12 protein-coding genes are annotated in these 14,398 nt (G+C 60.4%); 6 read left to right on the forward strand and 6 right to left on the reverse strand.

Annotated features, from left to right (window positions below; all coding sequences use genetic code 11):
* Nucleotides 1-10: 10 nt before the first annotated feature.
* The 3 genes from HLUCCO03_RS16330 to HLUCCO03_RS16340 all read right to left on the reverse strand — a co-directional run bounded on the left by HLUCCO03_RS16330 (nucleotide 11) and on the right by HLUCCO03_RS16340 (nucleotide 3,315).
* On the reverse strand, nucleotides 11-706 hold the full coding sequence (locus HLUCCO03_RS16330) for an ankyrin repeat domain-containing protein (protein WP_027830004.1): 696 nt from the start codon (nucleotides 704-706) through the stop codon (nucleotides 11-13).
* A 73-nt stretch (nucleotides 707-779) separates the two neighbouring features.
* On the reverse strand, nucleotides 780-2,930 hold the full coding sequence (locus tag HLUCCO03_RS16335; RefSeq protein ID WP_036197061.1) for a GNAT family N-acetyltransferase: 2,151 nt from the start codon (nucleotides 2,928-2,930) through the stop codon (nucleotides 780-782).
* 4 nt (nucleotides 2,931-2,934) lie between these two features.
* A complete protein-coding gene (locus HLUCCO03_RS16340; protein ID WP_027830006.1) occupies nucleotides 2,935-3,315 on the reverse strand; it encodes a DUF2237 domain-containing protein in 381 nt (126 codons plus the stop codon).
* Nucleotides 3,316-3,500: 185 nt separating this feature from the next.
* Here HLUCCO03_RS16340 and HLUCCO03_RS16345 point away from each other — a divergent pair, with 185 nt between their 5' ends.
* The 3 genes from HLUCCO03_RS16345 to HLUCCO03_RS16355 all read left to right on the forward strand — a co-directional run bounded on the left by HLUCCO03_RS16345 (nucleotide 3,501) and on the right by HLUCCO03_RS16355 (nucleotide 7,765).
* Nucleotides 3,501-5,831: an ATP-dependent helicase gene (locus HLUCCO03_RS16345; RefSeq protein ID WP_027830007.1), complete on the forward strand. Its 2,331-nt coding sequence runs from the start codon at nucleotides 3,501-3,503 to the stop codon at nucleotides 5,829-5,831.
* Between the two features lie 147 nt (nucleotides 5,832-5,978).
* Nucleotides 5,979-7,178, forward strand: a complete 1,200-nt coding sequence (locus HLUCCO03_RS16350) for an OmpA family protein (RefSeq protein WP_027830008.1) — start codon at nucleotides 5,979-5,981, stop codon at nucleotides 7,176-7,178.
* Nucleotides 7,179-7,282: 104 nt separating this feature from the next.
* Nucleotides 7,283-7,765 (forward strand): DUF4124 domain-containing protein, encoded by a 483-nt coding sequence (locus HLUCCO03_RS16355; RefSeq protein ID WP_036197063.1) that lies wholly within the window; start codon nucleotides 7,283-7,285, stop codon nucleotides 7,763-7,765.
* Between the two features lie 4 nt (nucleotides 7,766-7,769).
* Here the strand turns inward: HLUCCO03_RS16355 and HLUCCO03_RS16360 are convergent, their stop codons facing one another.
* On the reverse strand, nucleotides 7,770-9,014 hold the full coding sequence (locus HLUCCO03_RS16360) for a methyltransferase (RefSeq protein ID WP_027830010.1): 1,245 nt from the start codon (nucleotides 9,012-9,014) through the stop codon (nucleotides 7,770-7,772).
* On the opposite strand from HLUCCO03_RS16360, the gene HLUCCO03_RS16365 reads away from it, so the two are divergent.
* Nucleotides 9,013-9,753 carry a tRNA/rRNA methyltransferase gene (locus HLUCCO03_RS16365; protein WP_027830011.1) on the forward strand — a complete coding sequence of 247 codons (741 nt, stop codon included), beginning with the start codon at nucleotides 9,013-9,015 and terminating at the stop codon, nucleotides 9,751-9,753. The genes HLUCCO03_RS16360 and HLUCCO03_RS16365 overlap by 2 nt on opposite strands.
* 350 nt (nucleotides 9,754-10,103) lie before the next feature.
* Here the strand turns inward: HLUCCO03_RS16365 and HLUCCO03_RS16370 are convergent, their stop codons facing one another.
* Nucleotides 10,104-11,375: a D-amino acid dehydrogenase gene (locus HLUCCO03_RS16370; protein ID WP_027830012.1), complete on the reverse strand. Its 1,272-nt coding sequence runs from the start codon at nucleotides 11,373-11,375 to the stop codon at nucleotides 10,104-10,106.
* Nucleotides 11,376-11,392: 17 nt separating this feature from the next.
* On the reverse strand, nucleotides 11,393-12,223 hold the full coding sequence (locus HLUCCO03_RS16375) for a polyphosphate kinase (protein ID WP_027830013.1): 831 nt from the start codon (nucleotides 12,221-12,223) through the stop codon (nucleotides 11,393-11,395).
* Nucleotides 12,224-12,353: 130 nt separating this feature from the next.
* Here HLUCCO03_RS16375 and HLUCCO03_RS16380 point away from each other — a divergent pair, with 130 nt between their 5' ends.
* Nucleotides 12,354-13,163: a TatD family hydrolase gene (locus tag HLUCCO03_RS16380; RefSeq protein ID WP_027830014.1), complete on the forward strand. Its 810-nt coding sequence runs from the start codon at nucleotides 12,354-12,356 to the stop codon at nucleotides 13,161-13,163.
* A complete protein-coding gene (locus HLUCCO03_RS16385) occupies nucleotides 13,160-14,368 on the forward strand; it encodes an HD-GYP domain-containing protein (protein WP_027830015.1) in 1,209 nt (402 codons plus the stop codon). The genes HLUCCO03_RS16380 and HLUCCO03_RS16385 overlap by 4 nt, the downstream gene beginning before the upstream one ends.
* The last annotated feature ends 30 nt before the right edge of the window (nucleotides 14,369-14,398 follow it).

A 14,398-nucleotide genomic window follows, 5' to 3' on the forward strand; every position in this document is an offset into this window, starting at 1 on the left:
CCGGTAGCCGTCAGATCTCCGCGCCAGCCTGAACCAGCAGCATCTCCAGGTCCTGGTTATTGCTGGCCCGGGCGATATCCAGGGCGGTGGTACCGTCAGCACCCCGGTAATTCACGTCGGCACCGGCGGCAACCAGCATTTCCGCTGTCAGCAGATCGCCCCCTTCAACGATGTGCATCAGCAGAGAGCGGCCACCCTGGCTGACATTCACATTGGCGCCGGCTGCCAGCAGTACCTTGACCACAGACAGGTGGCCGTTACGGGCAGCCTGAATCACCGGTGTTGTACCCTCACTGTCTGTCGCATTGACCCGGGCGCCGGCCGACAACAGAAGCTGAACCAGCCTGCGATGCCCCTCGCCAGCGGCAATCATCAGTGGCGTGACACCATTTGCCGGGGCCCGATCAGGGGCAGCACCTTCACTGAGCAGGAACCATGCAATCCTGTCCTCTCCCGCTTTGACAGCTGCCGCCAGCGGCGTTCCCTCTTCTGTCAGGGTATTCAGTGACGCACCAGCGGCCGCCAGTGTTTCCACCTGATCCAGGTCACCGCTGCTGACCGCAGCCATCAGTGGTGTTTCGGCAACCGATGACTGCCGCTGCTCCAGGTTGGACGGATCGCCGCCCGAGGCGCAGGCGGTTATCAAGACACTGGCAAGCAGTAACAACAGCAGTTTCGGAAGGATAAAGCCGGATCCCTGGGCCATGATGATTTCGTCTCTGTTGATTTATTTTTGCCGGTATTCTGGTCAGTAAACCCGCCAAATTAAATCGAGCTGTTCACAAGTCAGGCCGGTTTTGCAAAATATCGCGAACCAGGGCCCGCAATTCCGCTTCTCCCGCCTCCCGGCCACGACATTCACCCGCCGCCTGCAACCGGGGCCAGTGCCAGTCCTGGATGACCGCTCTCGTCCACAGACTGGCCTGAGTGCTGGCGGCCACCAATGCCACCACGCCGGGCTGCATCGTGAGTTTTTTCAGTACCGGCAGCGTTAAATCAAAGCCCCGATACCCGAGGGCAAAACTGTCCAGGTCCCTGCGGTCATCGTCATTCATGGCACAAACCGTCGGCAAGGTACCCGTGAGCCTGAGCATCAGCCCCGGCTCCGCCTCCGGCCAGTTCAGCGGCACCAGTGTGAGCCAGTGCTCAGCCAGCCGGCTACGCAAATGCGCTGTCAGCGATTTGCCTGCATCAGACACGCCGTCCAGCATCTGCAGCGGATATTCGCCACTGCTGGCCTCCCGCTTCAGCCCCAGCCGCACCGGCACCAGCCCGCAACGCTGCCAGAAGCTCACCAGAGTGGCGTTACCACCAAAGCTCGTTCCAACGCCATCCAGCCCCCGTTCCCGGGCATGGTCCCGGGCTGCGGCCACCAGCGCCTGCCCCAGCCCCCGGTTGCGCCTGTCCCCGCTCACGGCAATCCGCACCACCCGCAACAGGCGCTGGCTCGCTGCTTCGGCAAATCCACTGTGGGTGGCCAGTGACTGGGGCAGCAGGTGACCCCGCAAGCGGCGTTTTCCCAGCATCACCTGGTCCGCCAGCGCCGGGTCCAGGCCACCTTCCACCGTCGCCCAAAGTACACCGGCCAGCACGCCATTACAGGTCAGCCGCCAACTCACCGCCGCCGGGTCGTCCATCCACTGGCGCAGGTCCGCCGGCGAGGTGCGGTAATGGGCATCCACCAGCAGGCCAAATGCTTCGTTCAGTTCCTCGTCTGTTGCAGTCCCGGGGCTCCAGCGCTCAACCATAATGCCCGAGCCAGCAGGCTCTGCAGAAGGCGCTTCCGCATCCAGCAGAAACATCTGCCGCGTCAAAGGCTCCAGTGGGTCCGATGCGGCCCAGCGGATCGGCGCCGAGAGTGATGCACTGCGCCAATGGGGGGTTTCAGTATCCAGCACTGAACGAAAACGAATGGCAAAGCCACGGCCTGATCCCTCATAGCCATGCACCGTGGTGGAGAAGATCACCCTGGGCCAGCCCAGCAATACGCGCTTCAGAAGGTCTGCCGGAACCGCGGCGGCTTCATCCACCATCACCACCTCGGCTTCCGGCGTCTCGGCAAGCAACCGGTCCAGGGGCCAGTACTGAAGCCGGCCATCATTGCCCACCACAACATCATCCACAGCCATCTCCGGACCGGAGACCTGCCCGGCAGTCAGGCGGGCATGGCGGAACAGCGTTGTCACAGCGCCCGCTTCCGGAGCCGTCACCACCACACGTCGCCGGCCCTCGTTCAAAAGACGAACCGTCGCCATTCCCAGCGCTGCAGACTTGCCCCGCCCGCGATCCGCCGTCACCACCAGCGGCCGGCGCCGACGCCCCAGCCCGGTTCGGACAACGTCCTCCACCAGCGCACGCTGCTCCCCGGTGGCGCCCACCTGAAAAACCCCGTCTGGCCGTGGAACATCCGGAAGTGCCGGATTCGGATTTGTCGCAGGTTCGACGCGGATCACATCCGGATCACCTCCCAGAATTCCTGCAAGCCGCGCCGCAAAGGGATGCAAACCAGCCTCTTCCAGCCCCGTCCGCCGATAATCCGGATCCTGGAAACTCCCCCAATCCGCCAGCGGCGGCATCAGCCAGAAAAACAGGCCACCGGCCGAAAGCGTGCCCGACAGGGCCGCAAAACTGTCCGGCGGATTACCCTGCCAGCCATCCCAGACCACACAGGCCAATTCCTGGCCCAGCCAGCGACGGCCCTCCACCGGTTTAATCGGCGTCAGCGACGATTCCGGCTGATCACCAGCCGGCCCGGTCCAGACCCCGGGGGTCACCGACAGCGCCGGCAGCACCTCCCGCAGCCACCCGAGAGCGGCCCCGCGATCACCTTCCAGCAAAACCATTCGCCGCTGCCCGGCGGCCTTCAGCTCAGCTTGCAGCCTCCGCCATCGGGCCACGTCGGCCCCAGGTTTTCCGGTTTCACCCGACATGCATTCAGCTCAAATCCACTGCATGGCGTTTGAGATCTTCCAGCTTCGAATACTTCAGCGCTGTCCGATGCGTGGCTCTCAGTTTTACGCGGGGCGCACTGCCTGCCTCAAAAGCCTCCTGCCAGCGCGATGCGCACAGGCACCAGGAATCGCCTTCCTTAAGTCCCGGAAACCCGAATTCGGGTCGTGGCGTACTCAGGTCATTGCCCCTGGCGCTGGAAAACTCCAAAAATTCATCTGTGACAACAGCGCAGACAACGTGAGCTCCCAGATCATCCGGTCCAGTGTTACAACACCCATCCCGATAAAATCCGGTCTCTGGATCCATACCACATATTTCCAGGTTTTCACCCAGCACATTGACTGGTTCAGCTGTAGATGCCATGACGTCATTCTCCTGATTCAGGTAGAGGATTTGGGTGGCCGCTTCCAAAACTGTGCGGAGCCAAGGATGGCGGAGCTCAAGCGTCACATGGACGTGCTTGAGCGTGTTTTGGAAGCGGCCACCCAAATACTCCTGCAGCAAACGTGCGGTTCATGCCGTAGACAAACCATAAAACTAGCAGGATTATGCGGCACCAGTATCAGCACTACCAGCCGCCGGGTACAATACACGCCATGTCGACCCCAGCCCAAATACCCGAACCCCCCAACCTGCCTGATTACCTCACTGACGAGCAAAGGGCCATCATCACCGCCGGTTTCGAACATGCGGTGATAACGGCCGTGGCAGGCAGCGGAAAGACATCCACACTGGCCTGGCGCATCCGCTATCTGCTGGAGCAGGGGCACGACCCGAACCGCATACTGGTTCTGATGTTCAATCGCAGCGCAAGGGTGGATTTCGAACGCAAGCTGCAGGATGTGACTCGCGACAGCGGGCTTCCCCTGCCGGAGATCCGCACCTACCACGCCATGGGCCTGCGCCTTTACAAACGCTTTGTGCGGGAAGGCTTTCTGCCCGGGTTTTCCGACAAGATCCTCACCGACCAGGAAATCAGCTACCAGGCCTGGCAACTGACCCGCCGGCTGGCTCCGGAAGACCTGGCGGACGAAATCCGCCGCAACAAGAAAGATTTCGTCGAAACCGCCGTCAACTTCATCGATCTGGTGAAAACCACACTCTCCCCCGTGGAGATCGTGTTCGAGGAACTGGGCTATTCCGACAAACACCGCTACCTGATTGACCTGTTCCACAGCTTCGAGCAATGGCGCAAGTCCCAGAGCCGGATCAGTTACGCCGACATGCTCTACGAGCCGGTGATGGCCATCCATCAGAACCCGCCGTTGCAACGCCTGGTGGGCAACAAGATGGACCTGGTGCTGGTTGATGAGTATCAGGACACCAACGAAATACAGCACCTGCTGCTGCGCTACGTGGCCGGAGACCGGGCGCGGGTGACCGTGGTGGGCGACCCGGACCAGACCATCTACGAATTCCGTGGCGCCAGGCCGGACTTTATCCTCCGGCGTTTCAGCGAGGAATTCGAAAGCCCGCTGGAACAGACCCTGAGCTACACCTTCCGCTACGGCCATCAGGTTGCTCTGCTGGCCAACCACCTGATCTGCCATAACACCGGGCGCAAGGATGTGCTCTGTCACTCCCACCCGTCCACGCCGGCAACCGGAGTCACCCTGCACCACCAGGACAATGACAGCGATGTCGTTCTGAAACTGCTGCAACCCATGGATGATGCGGCCCTGGGAAACACAGCCATCCTGTTCCGGGTCTGGAGCCAGAGCGTGCCCATAGAGCTCAAGCTGCTGGCCCGGCAGGTGCCCTATCGCATCGATGCCGGCAAGGGGGCCCTGTTCAGCCGAGAGGTACAGGCCATCACCAGCCTGCTGATGGTGGTGTCCGGCCGTATTCGCAACCTGCCGGATGAAGACCGGCTCGATATTGCCCGCCAGCTGCTGCGGTTTCCCCACGTTGGCCTGAAGGAGCCCGAGCTGGAACAGCTGGCACGTTTCCTTGCGGGATTCGGAGACGGCTGGCATGAACGATTGCTTGCCATGGACTTCGACGCACTCGCTCCCATGGCAGCGAGAAAGCTTCGCAAACTGGGCGAGACGCTGGCACTGCTGGTCAGTTTCAGGGGCTCAGTGGCAGATCTGATCACCCGATATGCGGATGAAACCGAGCTCTACGAGGGTATCCGCAGTCTTGCACTGACCCACGAAACCGCCGATGAGCGCATCGAGACCATCCGCGGCTTCCGGATTTACCTGGCGGGACTGGATGTCAGCCTGGAAGGAGCCCTTGAACACCTCAAGGCCCTGAAAAAACAGGCCGGGGAAAATCGTCGCGGCGGAGCCCTGCTATCCACCATTCACCGCACCAAGGGCCTGGAATGGCCAACGGTGATCCTGCCCGGGCTGCAGGAAAAGTACCTGCCCTACAGCCCCCGCGCCCAGGACGACCCGAAGGCGTTTCTGGAGAGTGAACGACGGCTGCTCTACGTGGCCATCACCCGCACCCGGAAACAGCTGCACCTGATTACCCGCCCTTCCGGGGCGAAACCACACCTCGAAGGCGACCATGGCCCCAGCCGGTTTGTGGATGAGCTCTGCTTTCCCCTGTCCCGGGAGTTCGGGCAATGGCTGGACAAGCGCAGTGTTGACGCAGACAGTACGGTAACAACCACCGCACCCGTGACGGCAACCGGTATTCGGTATGCGTCCCGGGAGGGCGTCATTCTGAACGGCAGCAGTGAAACCCCGGAGGCACGGACAGCGCCGGTCTGGGCCAGCGCCCGTCTCAGCCACGCCATTTTCGGGGCCGGCGCTGTTATCGCCGAGGACGACAGTTCCTTTGAAGTCAGGTTTGATAATGGTGAGACTCTGAACTTCAGCAAGAAAAGCGCTCATCTCTACTTTACGGTGCCCAGCGAAGACGCCTGAGTACAATTGCCGACCCGCCATCCGCAATCATTCTTTGTGTCTTTGAATCCTGTAACGTAAATTCCACGTAAGTACGTATTAACGGAGCTTTATGAGAGAGTTACGCCAGATTTTTATCAATAACGATAACCGAACAGGAGGTTCTGCATGAACATCATGCGTCCATTGACCATCGCGGCCCTGACCGCATCCCTTGCCACACCAGCCCTTGCAGATCGCGAGCAGACCATTTACCTCAACCCTTTTGCCGGCTTCCAGCTGTTTGATGACAAGCGGGACCTGAGTGAAACGGGCACTTTCGGCATCGGAGCCGAATTCCGCTTCCACCCTAACTGGGCAGTTGAAGGCGTTTTCTCCAGGGCAGATGCCGACCGCAAATACGTAAGCGGGAGCAGCGACTTTGAAGAACTGCGCGTGGACGGTATTTATTACTTTGCCGGGCAGGAACAGGCCTGGAACCCCTACGTGTCGGCCGGCGCCGGCCACGCTGACTTCGGCGATGACGTTCTGAGCGTTCCGACTGCGGGATCCGACCATGACGAGACCCGTGTCAATGTGGGTGCCGGTTTCCGTTACAACGTCAGCGACAATGTGTCGATCCGCGCGGACCTGCGCGAATTCCACGGTATCGATGAAAGCACCTTTGACACCCAGGCTTCCCTGGGCCTGAGCTTCGCCTTCAGCCGCACCGTATCCGAATCCAGGCCTGAGCCGGCTGATGCCGATAACGATGGTGTTCCGGACAGCCGTGATCAGTGCCCCGGCACTCCGTCCGGCGTCAGCGTCGATAACAATGGTTGCGAGCGCGATGACGATGGTGATGGTGTTGCCAACAGCAAAGACGAGTGCCCGGACACACCCGCCGGTGCCAGCGTGAACAATCGTGGCTGTGAACTGGACAGCGACAACGACGGCGTTGTCGACAGCAAGGATCAGTGCCCCGACACCACCGCCGGAGCGGAAGTGGATGACACCGGCTGTGAAGGCGTTTCCGAGACCGTAGAGACCATCGAGCTGAACGTGCAGTTCCCGACCAACAGCTCGGTAATCGGTAGCAACTACGACGATGAAATCCAGAAGGTTGCGGACTTCATGCGCGACAACCCGGAAACTACCGTGGAAATTGCCGGTCACACTGACAACATGGGCGATGCAGAATACAACCGCTTCCTGTCCGAGCGTCGTGCAGAAGCCGTTGCGACCCGCCTGACCGATGCCCTGGGCATCAGCGAGGATCGCGTGGAAGCCGTCGGTTACGGTGAAGCCGAACCGACTGCCAGCAACGACACCGCCGCTGGCCGCGCAGAGAACCGTCGTGTTGAGGCACGTATCCAGGTTCGTCGTTAGGCGTTGGTCTGGTCACCATGAGATAACCCCAGTGACAAGGCGCCTCCGGGCGCCTTTCTTGTCTGCGTGTAACTGCCAGGGGCTCGAATCCCGCGGAGATTATTGTGACACCACGCCTGATCACCCTGATCCTTCTGCTGGCCGCTCCTGGCATTGCCTGGTCCCAGGTCTATCGATGCGATGCCGGTGGCGATATCCGTTTCTCTGACCAGCCCTGCGGCGAGGACTCGGAGGAAGTCAGGATCCGGGACAACCAGATTGGTGGCAGCTTTGGCCAGAACCTGCCGGCGGCGCCAGAACAGGCGGAAACCGATGAAGACCCGGAAACCGACGAAGACCGGGGCGAGGAAGGCACCTGTCGCTTCATCAACTCCACGGACCTGAGGCGATACCTGGTACGGGAGCAGGTGGTGAAGGGCATGACCAAGGAGCACGTCCGCAAAGCCTTCGGCCGGCCGCCGGAAACCTACCCCACACCCCAGGAAACCTGGGTCTACCAGACCAAGTACTACGGCAATCTCTATGAGCTGACCTATGTATATTTCCGGGATGGCTGTGTGGAAGACGTGGTCTACCGTAAACCCTGAGGGCTTATCCTGAATCACTCCTGACGGCGTCAATCAGCAGGTTGCGCGGTGTCAGCTGCCGTTCGCAGAACGTACCCACCCTGACCCGGTACCCCTGCTCCTGCAGGAACAAGGCGTAATCCAGAACCAGCCAGAGCTCCAGTGGCCGCCGGAACAGGTGCCGCACCAGCTCATGGCGGCGCACCTCCTGCAGTCGTTGCTCGCCATGGGCTTCCCAGTGTCCGAAATCTGTGTTCTGCGGCAGGTCCAGGGCTTTCTTCTTGGCGGCCCAGCGACAGAAACCGGCGAAATCACCAGAGAGCAAGCCCGGCGGATGGGACGGTACGGGCAGATAGGCGTCCACACCCCGCAACTGTCGCTGCAACCCATCAAAGCCCAACCGCCAGCAACTGACCCGGCGCGTCTGCTGCCGGACCCGTTCAGGTGCGGTGACCGTTTCCTGCACAGCCAGCCGCAAATCATTCCGGTCCAATTTCAGTACCCGCTCCCACTTCCTCGCTCCTTGCGAGAGTGGCTCGTAGTCCGGAATTTCCGTCAGATGGTAACAGCAGGGGGAGAAACTCAGACGGGGCAGGCCCTCAACCACCACACGGCTCATCAACCGGCGGTGAAGATCACCACAGGCATGGAGGGCAACGCCATGGGTGCCTCCGGGCAGACTCAGTGATTCGTCCATCACATCCTGCTGGCGCAAGGTTACCCGGTCACCGAACTTTCCGGCCAGACGGTTACCGTCGTCCACCAGTGCCCGGTTCCACTCGAGCCCGGTTATTTTGCCATCACAAAGCGGCGCCAGGGTTCTGGCCAGGTGCCCCTTGCCACAGCACCAGTCCAGCACATCGTGCTTCAGCGGACGGATAGCGGAGGCAAAAGCGCCGGATTGCAACCGCTTGCGGCCAGGCATATCAGTGGCGCGGATTTCCGGCAAGGTACTCGGCTGCTCGGGCCCGGAAGCCAGCACCGGCACCCGGGTCAGTTCACTGAACGCCTGAAGTGTCGACAATTCCCGGGACACCAGCTTTGCAAGCATGCCGGGGTCATCGTCCAGTTGCTGGCAGCCCTGGTCAGAGAGACTGGCCACCCGTTCCGCCAGCGCCGGCCACTTGAGCACCCAGGCGGGGCTCGGGTCGGTAAACGGTGCCGGCTGCCAAAGCTCACGATGCTGCACCAGCCAGTCGTTCAACTGCTGCCATCGCTGGTAAAAAGATTCAGCACCCTGGTGTAAACTCGCCACCGGAGGTAACGTCATGCAACTGGCCTTTGTACTTGTTGAACCGAAGGTTCCCGAAAACGTGGGGGCAGCCGCCCGTGCCCTTTGCACCATGGGTTTCGCGGAGCTCTGGCTGGTCAATTCGGACCTGCACACCCGCCCGGAGGCCCACTGGCTGGCCCATGGCAGCGATCATATTCTGGACAATGCGCGCATTTTCCCTGATCTGGCGGCGGTAAGAAACTCCGTAGACCTGCTGATGGGCACCTCGGCCAAGCCCCGCCACCACCGGAAGGACTGGCACGAGCCCGCGCAACTGCGGGATATCATCAGCCAAAAAGGCACTTCGGTAGCCACTGCCGCACTGGTATTCGGCCGAGAGGACCGTGGCCTGTCCAACGACGAGCTGGCACTGTGTGACCTGCTGACGGGCTTCCCCATGGCGGTTGCCTACCCCTCACTGAACCTGTCCCAGGCCGTCATGCTCTATGCCTGGGAACTGTCTGGCCTTGCCTCTGCCCCGGAGGCACCATCCGGGCCTGCTGCATCTGACGCCCGACTCGGTGCCCTGCGACAAAGACTGGAAGTACTCCTCCCGGCTCTGGATACGCCTGACGGAGGCAAACTCTCACAATGGGTGTTTCAGCGGTTGCCTTTGCTTACTGAGCGGGATGTCGGGTTTGTGCATACGCTTTGTGGGAATATCGAGCGGCGCTTAGGAGAACCTTCGGATTTGGAGAAGCAGAGGACGGGTAAGGCTTTCCAGGATACGCGGTGAATACATCCCTGTACGCTCGACAAAAACATCCATGTTTTTGTCGATCCTGGAAAGCCTTACCCGTCCTCTGCCCAGACTCGTGAGTTTGTCGTTCCCGCTCTCGGTCTGACTTTCGCTGTGCCCGCACCATGAAGACGAGCGTGTTCGGCCAACGTTGCCAAGAGTCAGACACAAGAAACTGTAGTTCCTGCTCGTACAGGCAGCTGTGAACTCCGGGAGCCGTTCCGGGGGCCCCTCACAAGATCGTCAAAAACATGGATGTTTTTGTCGAGCGTACATGGACGTATTCACAGCGTATCTTGTGAGGGGCCCCCGGAACGGCTCATCCACCCAAGGCCATAATCCAAACACTATTCGGCAAACCGTCCAGGCCGAAACGCATCCAGGCAAACCGAAGGCTCCTCGCCACCGATCAATTGGGAAATAACCGACGCACTGCCCGCCGACAAGGTCCAGCCGAAGGTACCGTGACCGGTGTTGAGGAACAGGTTTTCACGGGGACCATAGCCGATGATCGGAGGGCCGTCCGGAGTCATGGGCCGGAAACCGGTCCAGGTTTCGGCAGCGTGGAGGTCCGCACAGCCGGGGAATCGGGACTCCACGGATTTGCGGATGGTGGCCAGCCGGGCTTCGGGAATGTTGCGGTTGAAATCGGCCAGTTCCACGAACCCGGATGCCCGCAAGCGGTTGCCCAGACGGGTAGAAACCACCTTGAAGTTATCATCGTGAACGGTGGAAACCGGTGCCCGGTCAGGATCTGACAGTGGCACCGTAAAGCTATAGCCCTTGACCGGGTAGATGGGCAGTTCAAGGCCCAGCGGGCGGGTCAGCTGGCCGGACCAGCAGCCGGCGCAAATCACCACCGCGTCGGCCTCAAGCGTCTCGGCTTTCCCGTCCTTGTTGCGAACAGCAACGCCAGTCACCCGGTGATCGTTGGCAATCAGGTGCTCCGACTCCGTGTTGTAGCGCACGGTGACGCCCTTCGACTCACAGGCCCTGGCGAGTTCAACGGAGAACAGGTGGCAGTCGCCGGTGCCGTCAGTATCGTAGCTCAGGGCGCCATAGAGCGGGCCGTTGCCGGTCATTCCGGGTTCCGCCTCACGAACCTGCCCGGGGGTCAGCAACCGGGACGCGATACCAAGCTCGTTGAGCAGTTTGTGGGTCTGGCGGTAGCCCTCGAGGGCATCCGGGGTGCTGGCCAGGTGGAGGAGCCCCCGATGGTCCCCATCGAAGTGCAGGTCCAGCTCCTGTTCAAGGGCCAGAAACCGCTCGCGGCTGTGGATGCCCAGGCGGAGCATGGCGCGCTTGTTCAGGCCAAAGAGCCCTGGCGAGCGGGCATATCGCAGTGTAGAGAACAGGAACCTGAGGGATTCCATGGAAGGCGGCAGCCTCAGTTTCAGGGGCCCGTCCTTTTTGAACAGCCAGGGTATGGCCTTCATCACCATGGCCGGATCCGCCCAGGGGTAAACCACCCCATAGGAACGCTGGGCCGCGTTGCCCTTGCTGGTTTCGTTGCCGGCAATACCGTGACGTTCCAGCACCGTAACCCGGTGCCCCCTGCGATTCAGTTCATAGGCCGTGGTCATGCCCACCACGCCGCCACCGACAACAACAATGTGCATGCGCCTCTCCCTCTGATTCACTTCACGCCATTCCTGGCCAACAGGCGACGATACTCTTCCAGTACGCCCTCGTCCTCCTTCGGATAGTCCGGAGCCAGGCGCTCCAGTTGCTCGGCCAGTATGGATGCAACGATAGCCCTTGCCTGGGGCTTTCTGTCACCGGGAACAACAAACCAGGGCGCTTCCTTTGTATGGGTCGCCGCCAGGGCTTCTTCGGCGAACTTTTCATAATCACCACGTTTCTGCCAGCCATCAATATCCGATCGATCGAATTTCCAGCGTTTACGGGGCTTGTCGAGGCGTTTGAGGAGTCGCTCACGATGTTCGTCCTCGGACAGGTTGAGCCAGATCTTGATCACCGTTGTACCCTCTTCCACCAGATGGCTCTCGAAGTTCCGGATGGACTGGTAACGGTTCTTCCAGTTATAGCTGTCGGGCTCGTGAACCGGCCATACCCGCTCGGCAATCACCGCCTCGTGATGGCTTCGGTTGAATGCCACCATGTCACCGAAGCCCGGCAGGAAAGGCGTTACCCGCCAGAGGAAATCATGACGGGTTTCGGCGCCTTTGGGCCGGCTGAATGACCAGGCATGGAAGCCGGCAGGGTCGGCGTAGGTTGCCAGGGTCCGGATCAGGCTGTCTTTGCCGCTGGTGTCAGGGCCGTGGGTGATCAGCAGCACAGCTTTCGACTGGTTGGCCCACAACCGGCGCTGGTATTCACCAATCTGCTCCAGGCTGGCCTCCAGCCCGGGCAGCTTCTCATCGTTGTCCAGCAAGGTCGGGTATTCCCGGAACCGGGGCTTCTTGAGGTCGAAAAGAAAGGAACGGGCAAACGCCGATAATGTCATCAATAAAGCTCCGTGCTACTCCCTATGGAGTTAATACAGGTCAATAATCGGACAAGCTGGTAAACTGGCTCGACCAAATGTTCAGAATAGCAGCCATTAGCAGGGTTGCGTTGGAGTGTAGTGCCCGGATATGAGTAAAAAACGTCGCGAGATTCCCGTATTCGATCATCCGATTATCGAAACCCATTGCCACCTGGATTACCTCAAGGATCGCCCCCTGGAGGAAACCCTGGCCGAAGCGCAGCGGGTGAACATCGAGCGCGTGATCACGATTGCCGTCTCCCCGGACAACCTGGCCACAGTCCGGGAACTCAGCCAGGTCGCTCCCTGGGTGTACGGTACACAGGGTGTTCACCCCCATGACGCGGAAAAGTATTCAGATGCCGCGGAAGCGGAAATCCGTGCCCATGCCGGCGACGATAAAATCGTAGCGGTGGGTGAGATTGGCCTGGACTACTTCTATGACAACGCAGACCGCAGTGTTCAGCGTGAAGTTTTTCGCCGCCAGCTGCAGATTGCCTGCGACACCGACTGCCCGGTGGTGATTCACAGCCGCGAGGCCGATGACGACACCATCGAGATACTGAAAGAATTCGAAACCACCCTCAGCCGTCGCGGGGTGATTCACAGTTTCACCTCCGGCCCCGGGCTGGCGCGGTATGCGCTGGATGAAGGCTGGTGCCTGGGTTTTAACGGCATCACCACGTTCAACAAGGCGGAAAACGTGCGCGATATCGTGCGCATGGCTCCCATTGAACAGATACTGCTGGAGACGGATTCGCCCTTCCTGACCCCGGTGCCCTATCGCGGCAGGGAGAACGCACCCTTCTACATCCCGTTTGTGGCCGAGAAAATCGCCGAAGTGAAACAGTTACCGTTGGAGAACGTGTTGGCTACCACCTACGACAATAGCCTGAGAACGTTCTTCCAGCGGCAATGATCAAACGCATCCCCGTATCGGCACTGAAGGTCGGAATGTACATCACCGACCTGAACAACGACTGGATTCCACACAATACCCAGCGCCGTCGCGGTGTGATCAAAAGAGAGGAAACCATCGAGAAAATCCTCCGGATGGGGGTGGATCACGTTTATATCGATGTGTCCCGTGGTCTGGACTCCCAGGATTCGGAACCGGCCCATGAGGTTGACCGGCGAAACGAGTCGGCTCTGCAGAGTGCGGGGGAACTGAGACCTGGGGTTTACAGGCGCGTCAGTGTGGCCGAGGAAATGGTGCTCGCCCGGCAGGTACACAGCCAGGCCCAGGGCCTGGTGGGCAACCTGATGAACAGCGTGAAATTCGGCGGTGCCATTGATATCGCCCCCATCCACCAGTTGGCCGACGAGCTTCAGAGTTCGGTTTTCCGCAACGCCAACGCCCTCAGCTGCCTGGGCCGTATCCGCGAGAAAGACAACTACCTGCTGGAGCATTCCGTCAACCTCAGCGTGCTGATGTCCCTGTTCGGCAACTACCGCAAGCTGCCGGCCGACGCCCTTCACCAGACCATTGTCGGCGCCCTGCTTCATGATATCGGCAAGATCCTCACGCCGGATGAAATACTCCATAAGCCGGGAAGACTGACACCGGAGGAATTCGAGGTCATGAAAGCCCATGCCCGGCATTCCAGCGACATCCTCAGGTCAACCGAGGGCATTGGTGAGCTGACAATTGTCACCGCGGCAGAGCACCATGAGCGACTGGACGGCAGCGGCTATCCGGAAGGGCTGCAGGGGGACGAAATCTCCGTTTACGGCCGCATGGTGGCGATTACCGATGTTTATGATGCCATCACCGCCGATCGCGTATACCACAAGGGCATGACCCCGACCCAGGGCCTCAAGAAACTGCTGGAATGGAGCGGCAGCCATCTTGACCCCGGCCTGGTGAAAGAGTTTATCCGTTGCGTAGGCCTCTATCCCATTGGCTCACTGGTACTTCTGGAGAGCGGACGGCTCGGGGTGGTGGTGGAAACCAACGACGACGACCAGCGACTGCCCGTGGTCCGCGTGATGTACAACACCCGTTTCCGCCTGCCCATCACCGTGGATACGATTGATCTCTCCAGGCCGGGCACCCAGGACCGTATTCTGCGCTCCGTTGACCCGGACGAATACCGGATTGATATCCGCAAGTTTCTTGTCTGAAATCGGGCCAGATAACCGGCTACCGAACTG

Origin of the sequence: Marinobacter sp. HL-58, from assembly GCF_001314605.1 — a bacterium.
GTDB lineage: Bacteria > Pseudomonadota > Gammaproteobacteria > Pseudomonadales > Oleiphilaceae > Marinobacter.

Bases quoted from the DNA above. Each gene is read 5' to 3' on its own strand.
- HLUCCO03_RS16330 (WP_027830004.1), bottom strand. From the start codon at position 706: ATGGCCCAGGGATCCGGCTTTATCCTTCCGAAACTGCTGTTGTTACTG.
- HLUCCO03_RS16335 (WP_036197061.1), bottom strand. From the start codon at position 2,930: ATGTCGGGTGAAACCGGAAAACCTGGGGCCGACGTGGCCCGATGGCGG.
- HLUCCO03_RS16340 (WP_027830006.1), bottom strand. From the start codon at position 3,315: ATGGCATCTACAGCTGAACCAGTCAATGTGCTGGGTGAAAACCTGGAA.
- HLUCCO03_RS16345 (WP_027830007.1), top strand. From the start codon at position 3,501: ATGCGGCACCAGTATCAGCACTACCAGCCGCCGGGTACAATACACGCC.
- HLUCCO03_RS16350 (WP_027830008.1), top strand. From the start codon at position 5,979: ATGAACATCATGCGTCCATTGACCATCGCGGCCCTGACCGCATCCCTT.
- HLUCCO03_RS16365 (WP_027830011.1), top strand. From the start codon at position 9,013: ATGCAACTGGCCTTTGTACTTGTTGAACCGAAGGTTCCCGAAAACGTG.
- HLUCCO03_RS16360 (WP_027830010.1), bottom strand. From the start codon at position 9,014: ATGACGTTACCTCCGGTGGCGAGTTTACACCAGGGTGCTGAATCTTTT.
- HLUCCO03_RS16370 (WP_027830012.1), bottom strand. From the start codon at position 11,375: ATGCACATTGTTGTTGTCGGTGGCGGCGTGGTGGGCATGACCACGGCC.
- HLUCCO03_RS16375 (WP_027830013.1), bottom strand. From the start codon at position 12,223: ATGACATTATCGGCGTTTGCCCGTTCCTTTCTTTTCGACCTCAAGAAG.
- HLUCCO03_RS16380 (WP_027830014.1), top strand. From the start codon at position 12,354: ATGAGTAAAAAACGTCGCGAGATTCCCGTATTCGATCATCCGATTATC.
- HLUCCO03_RS16385 (WP_027830015.1), top strand. From the start codon at position 13,160: ATGATCAAACGCATCCCCGTATCGGCACTGAAGGTCGGAATGTACATC.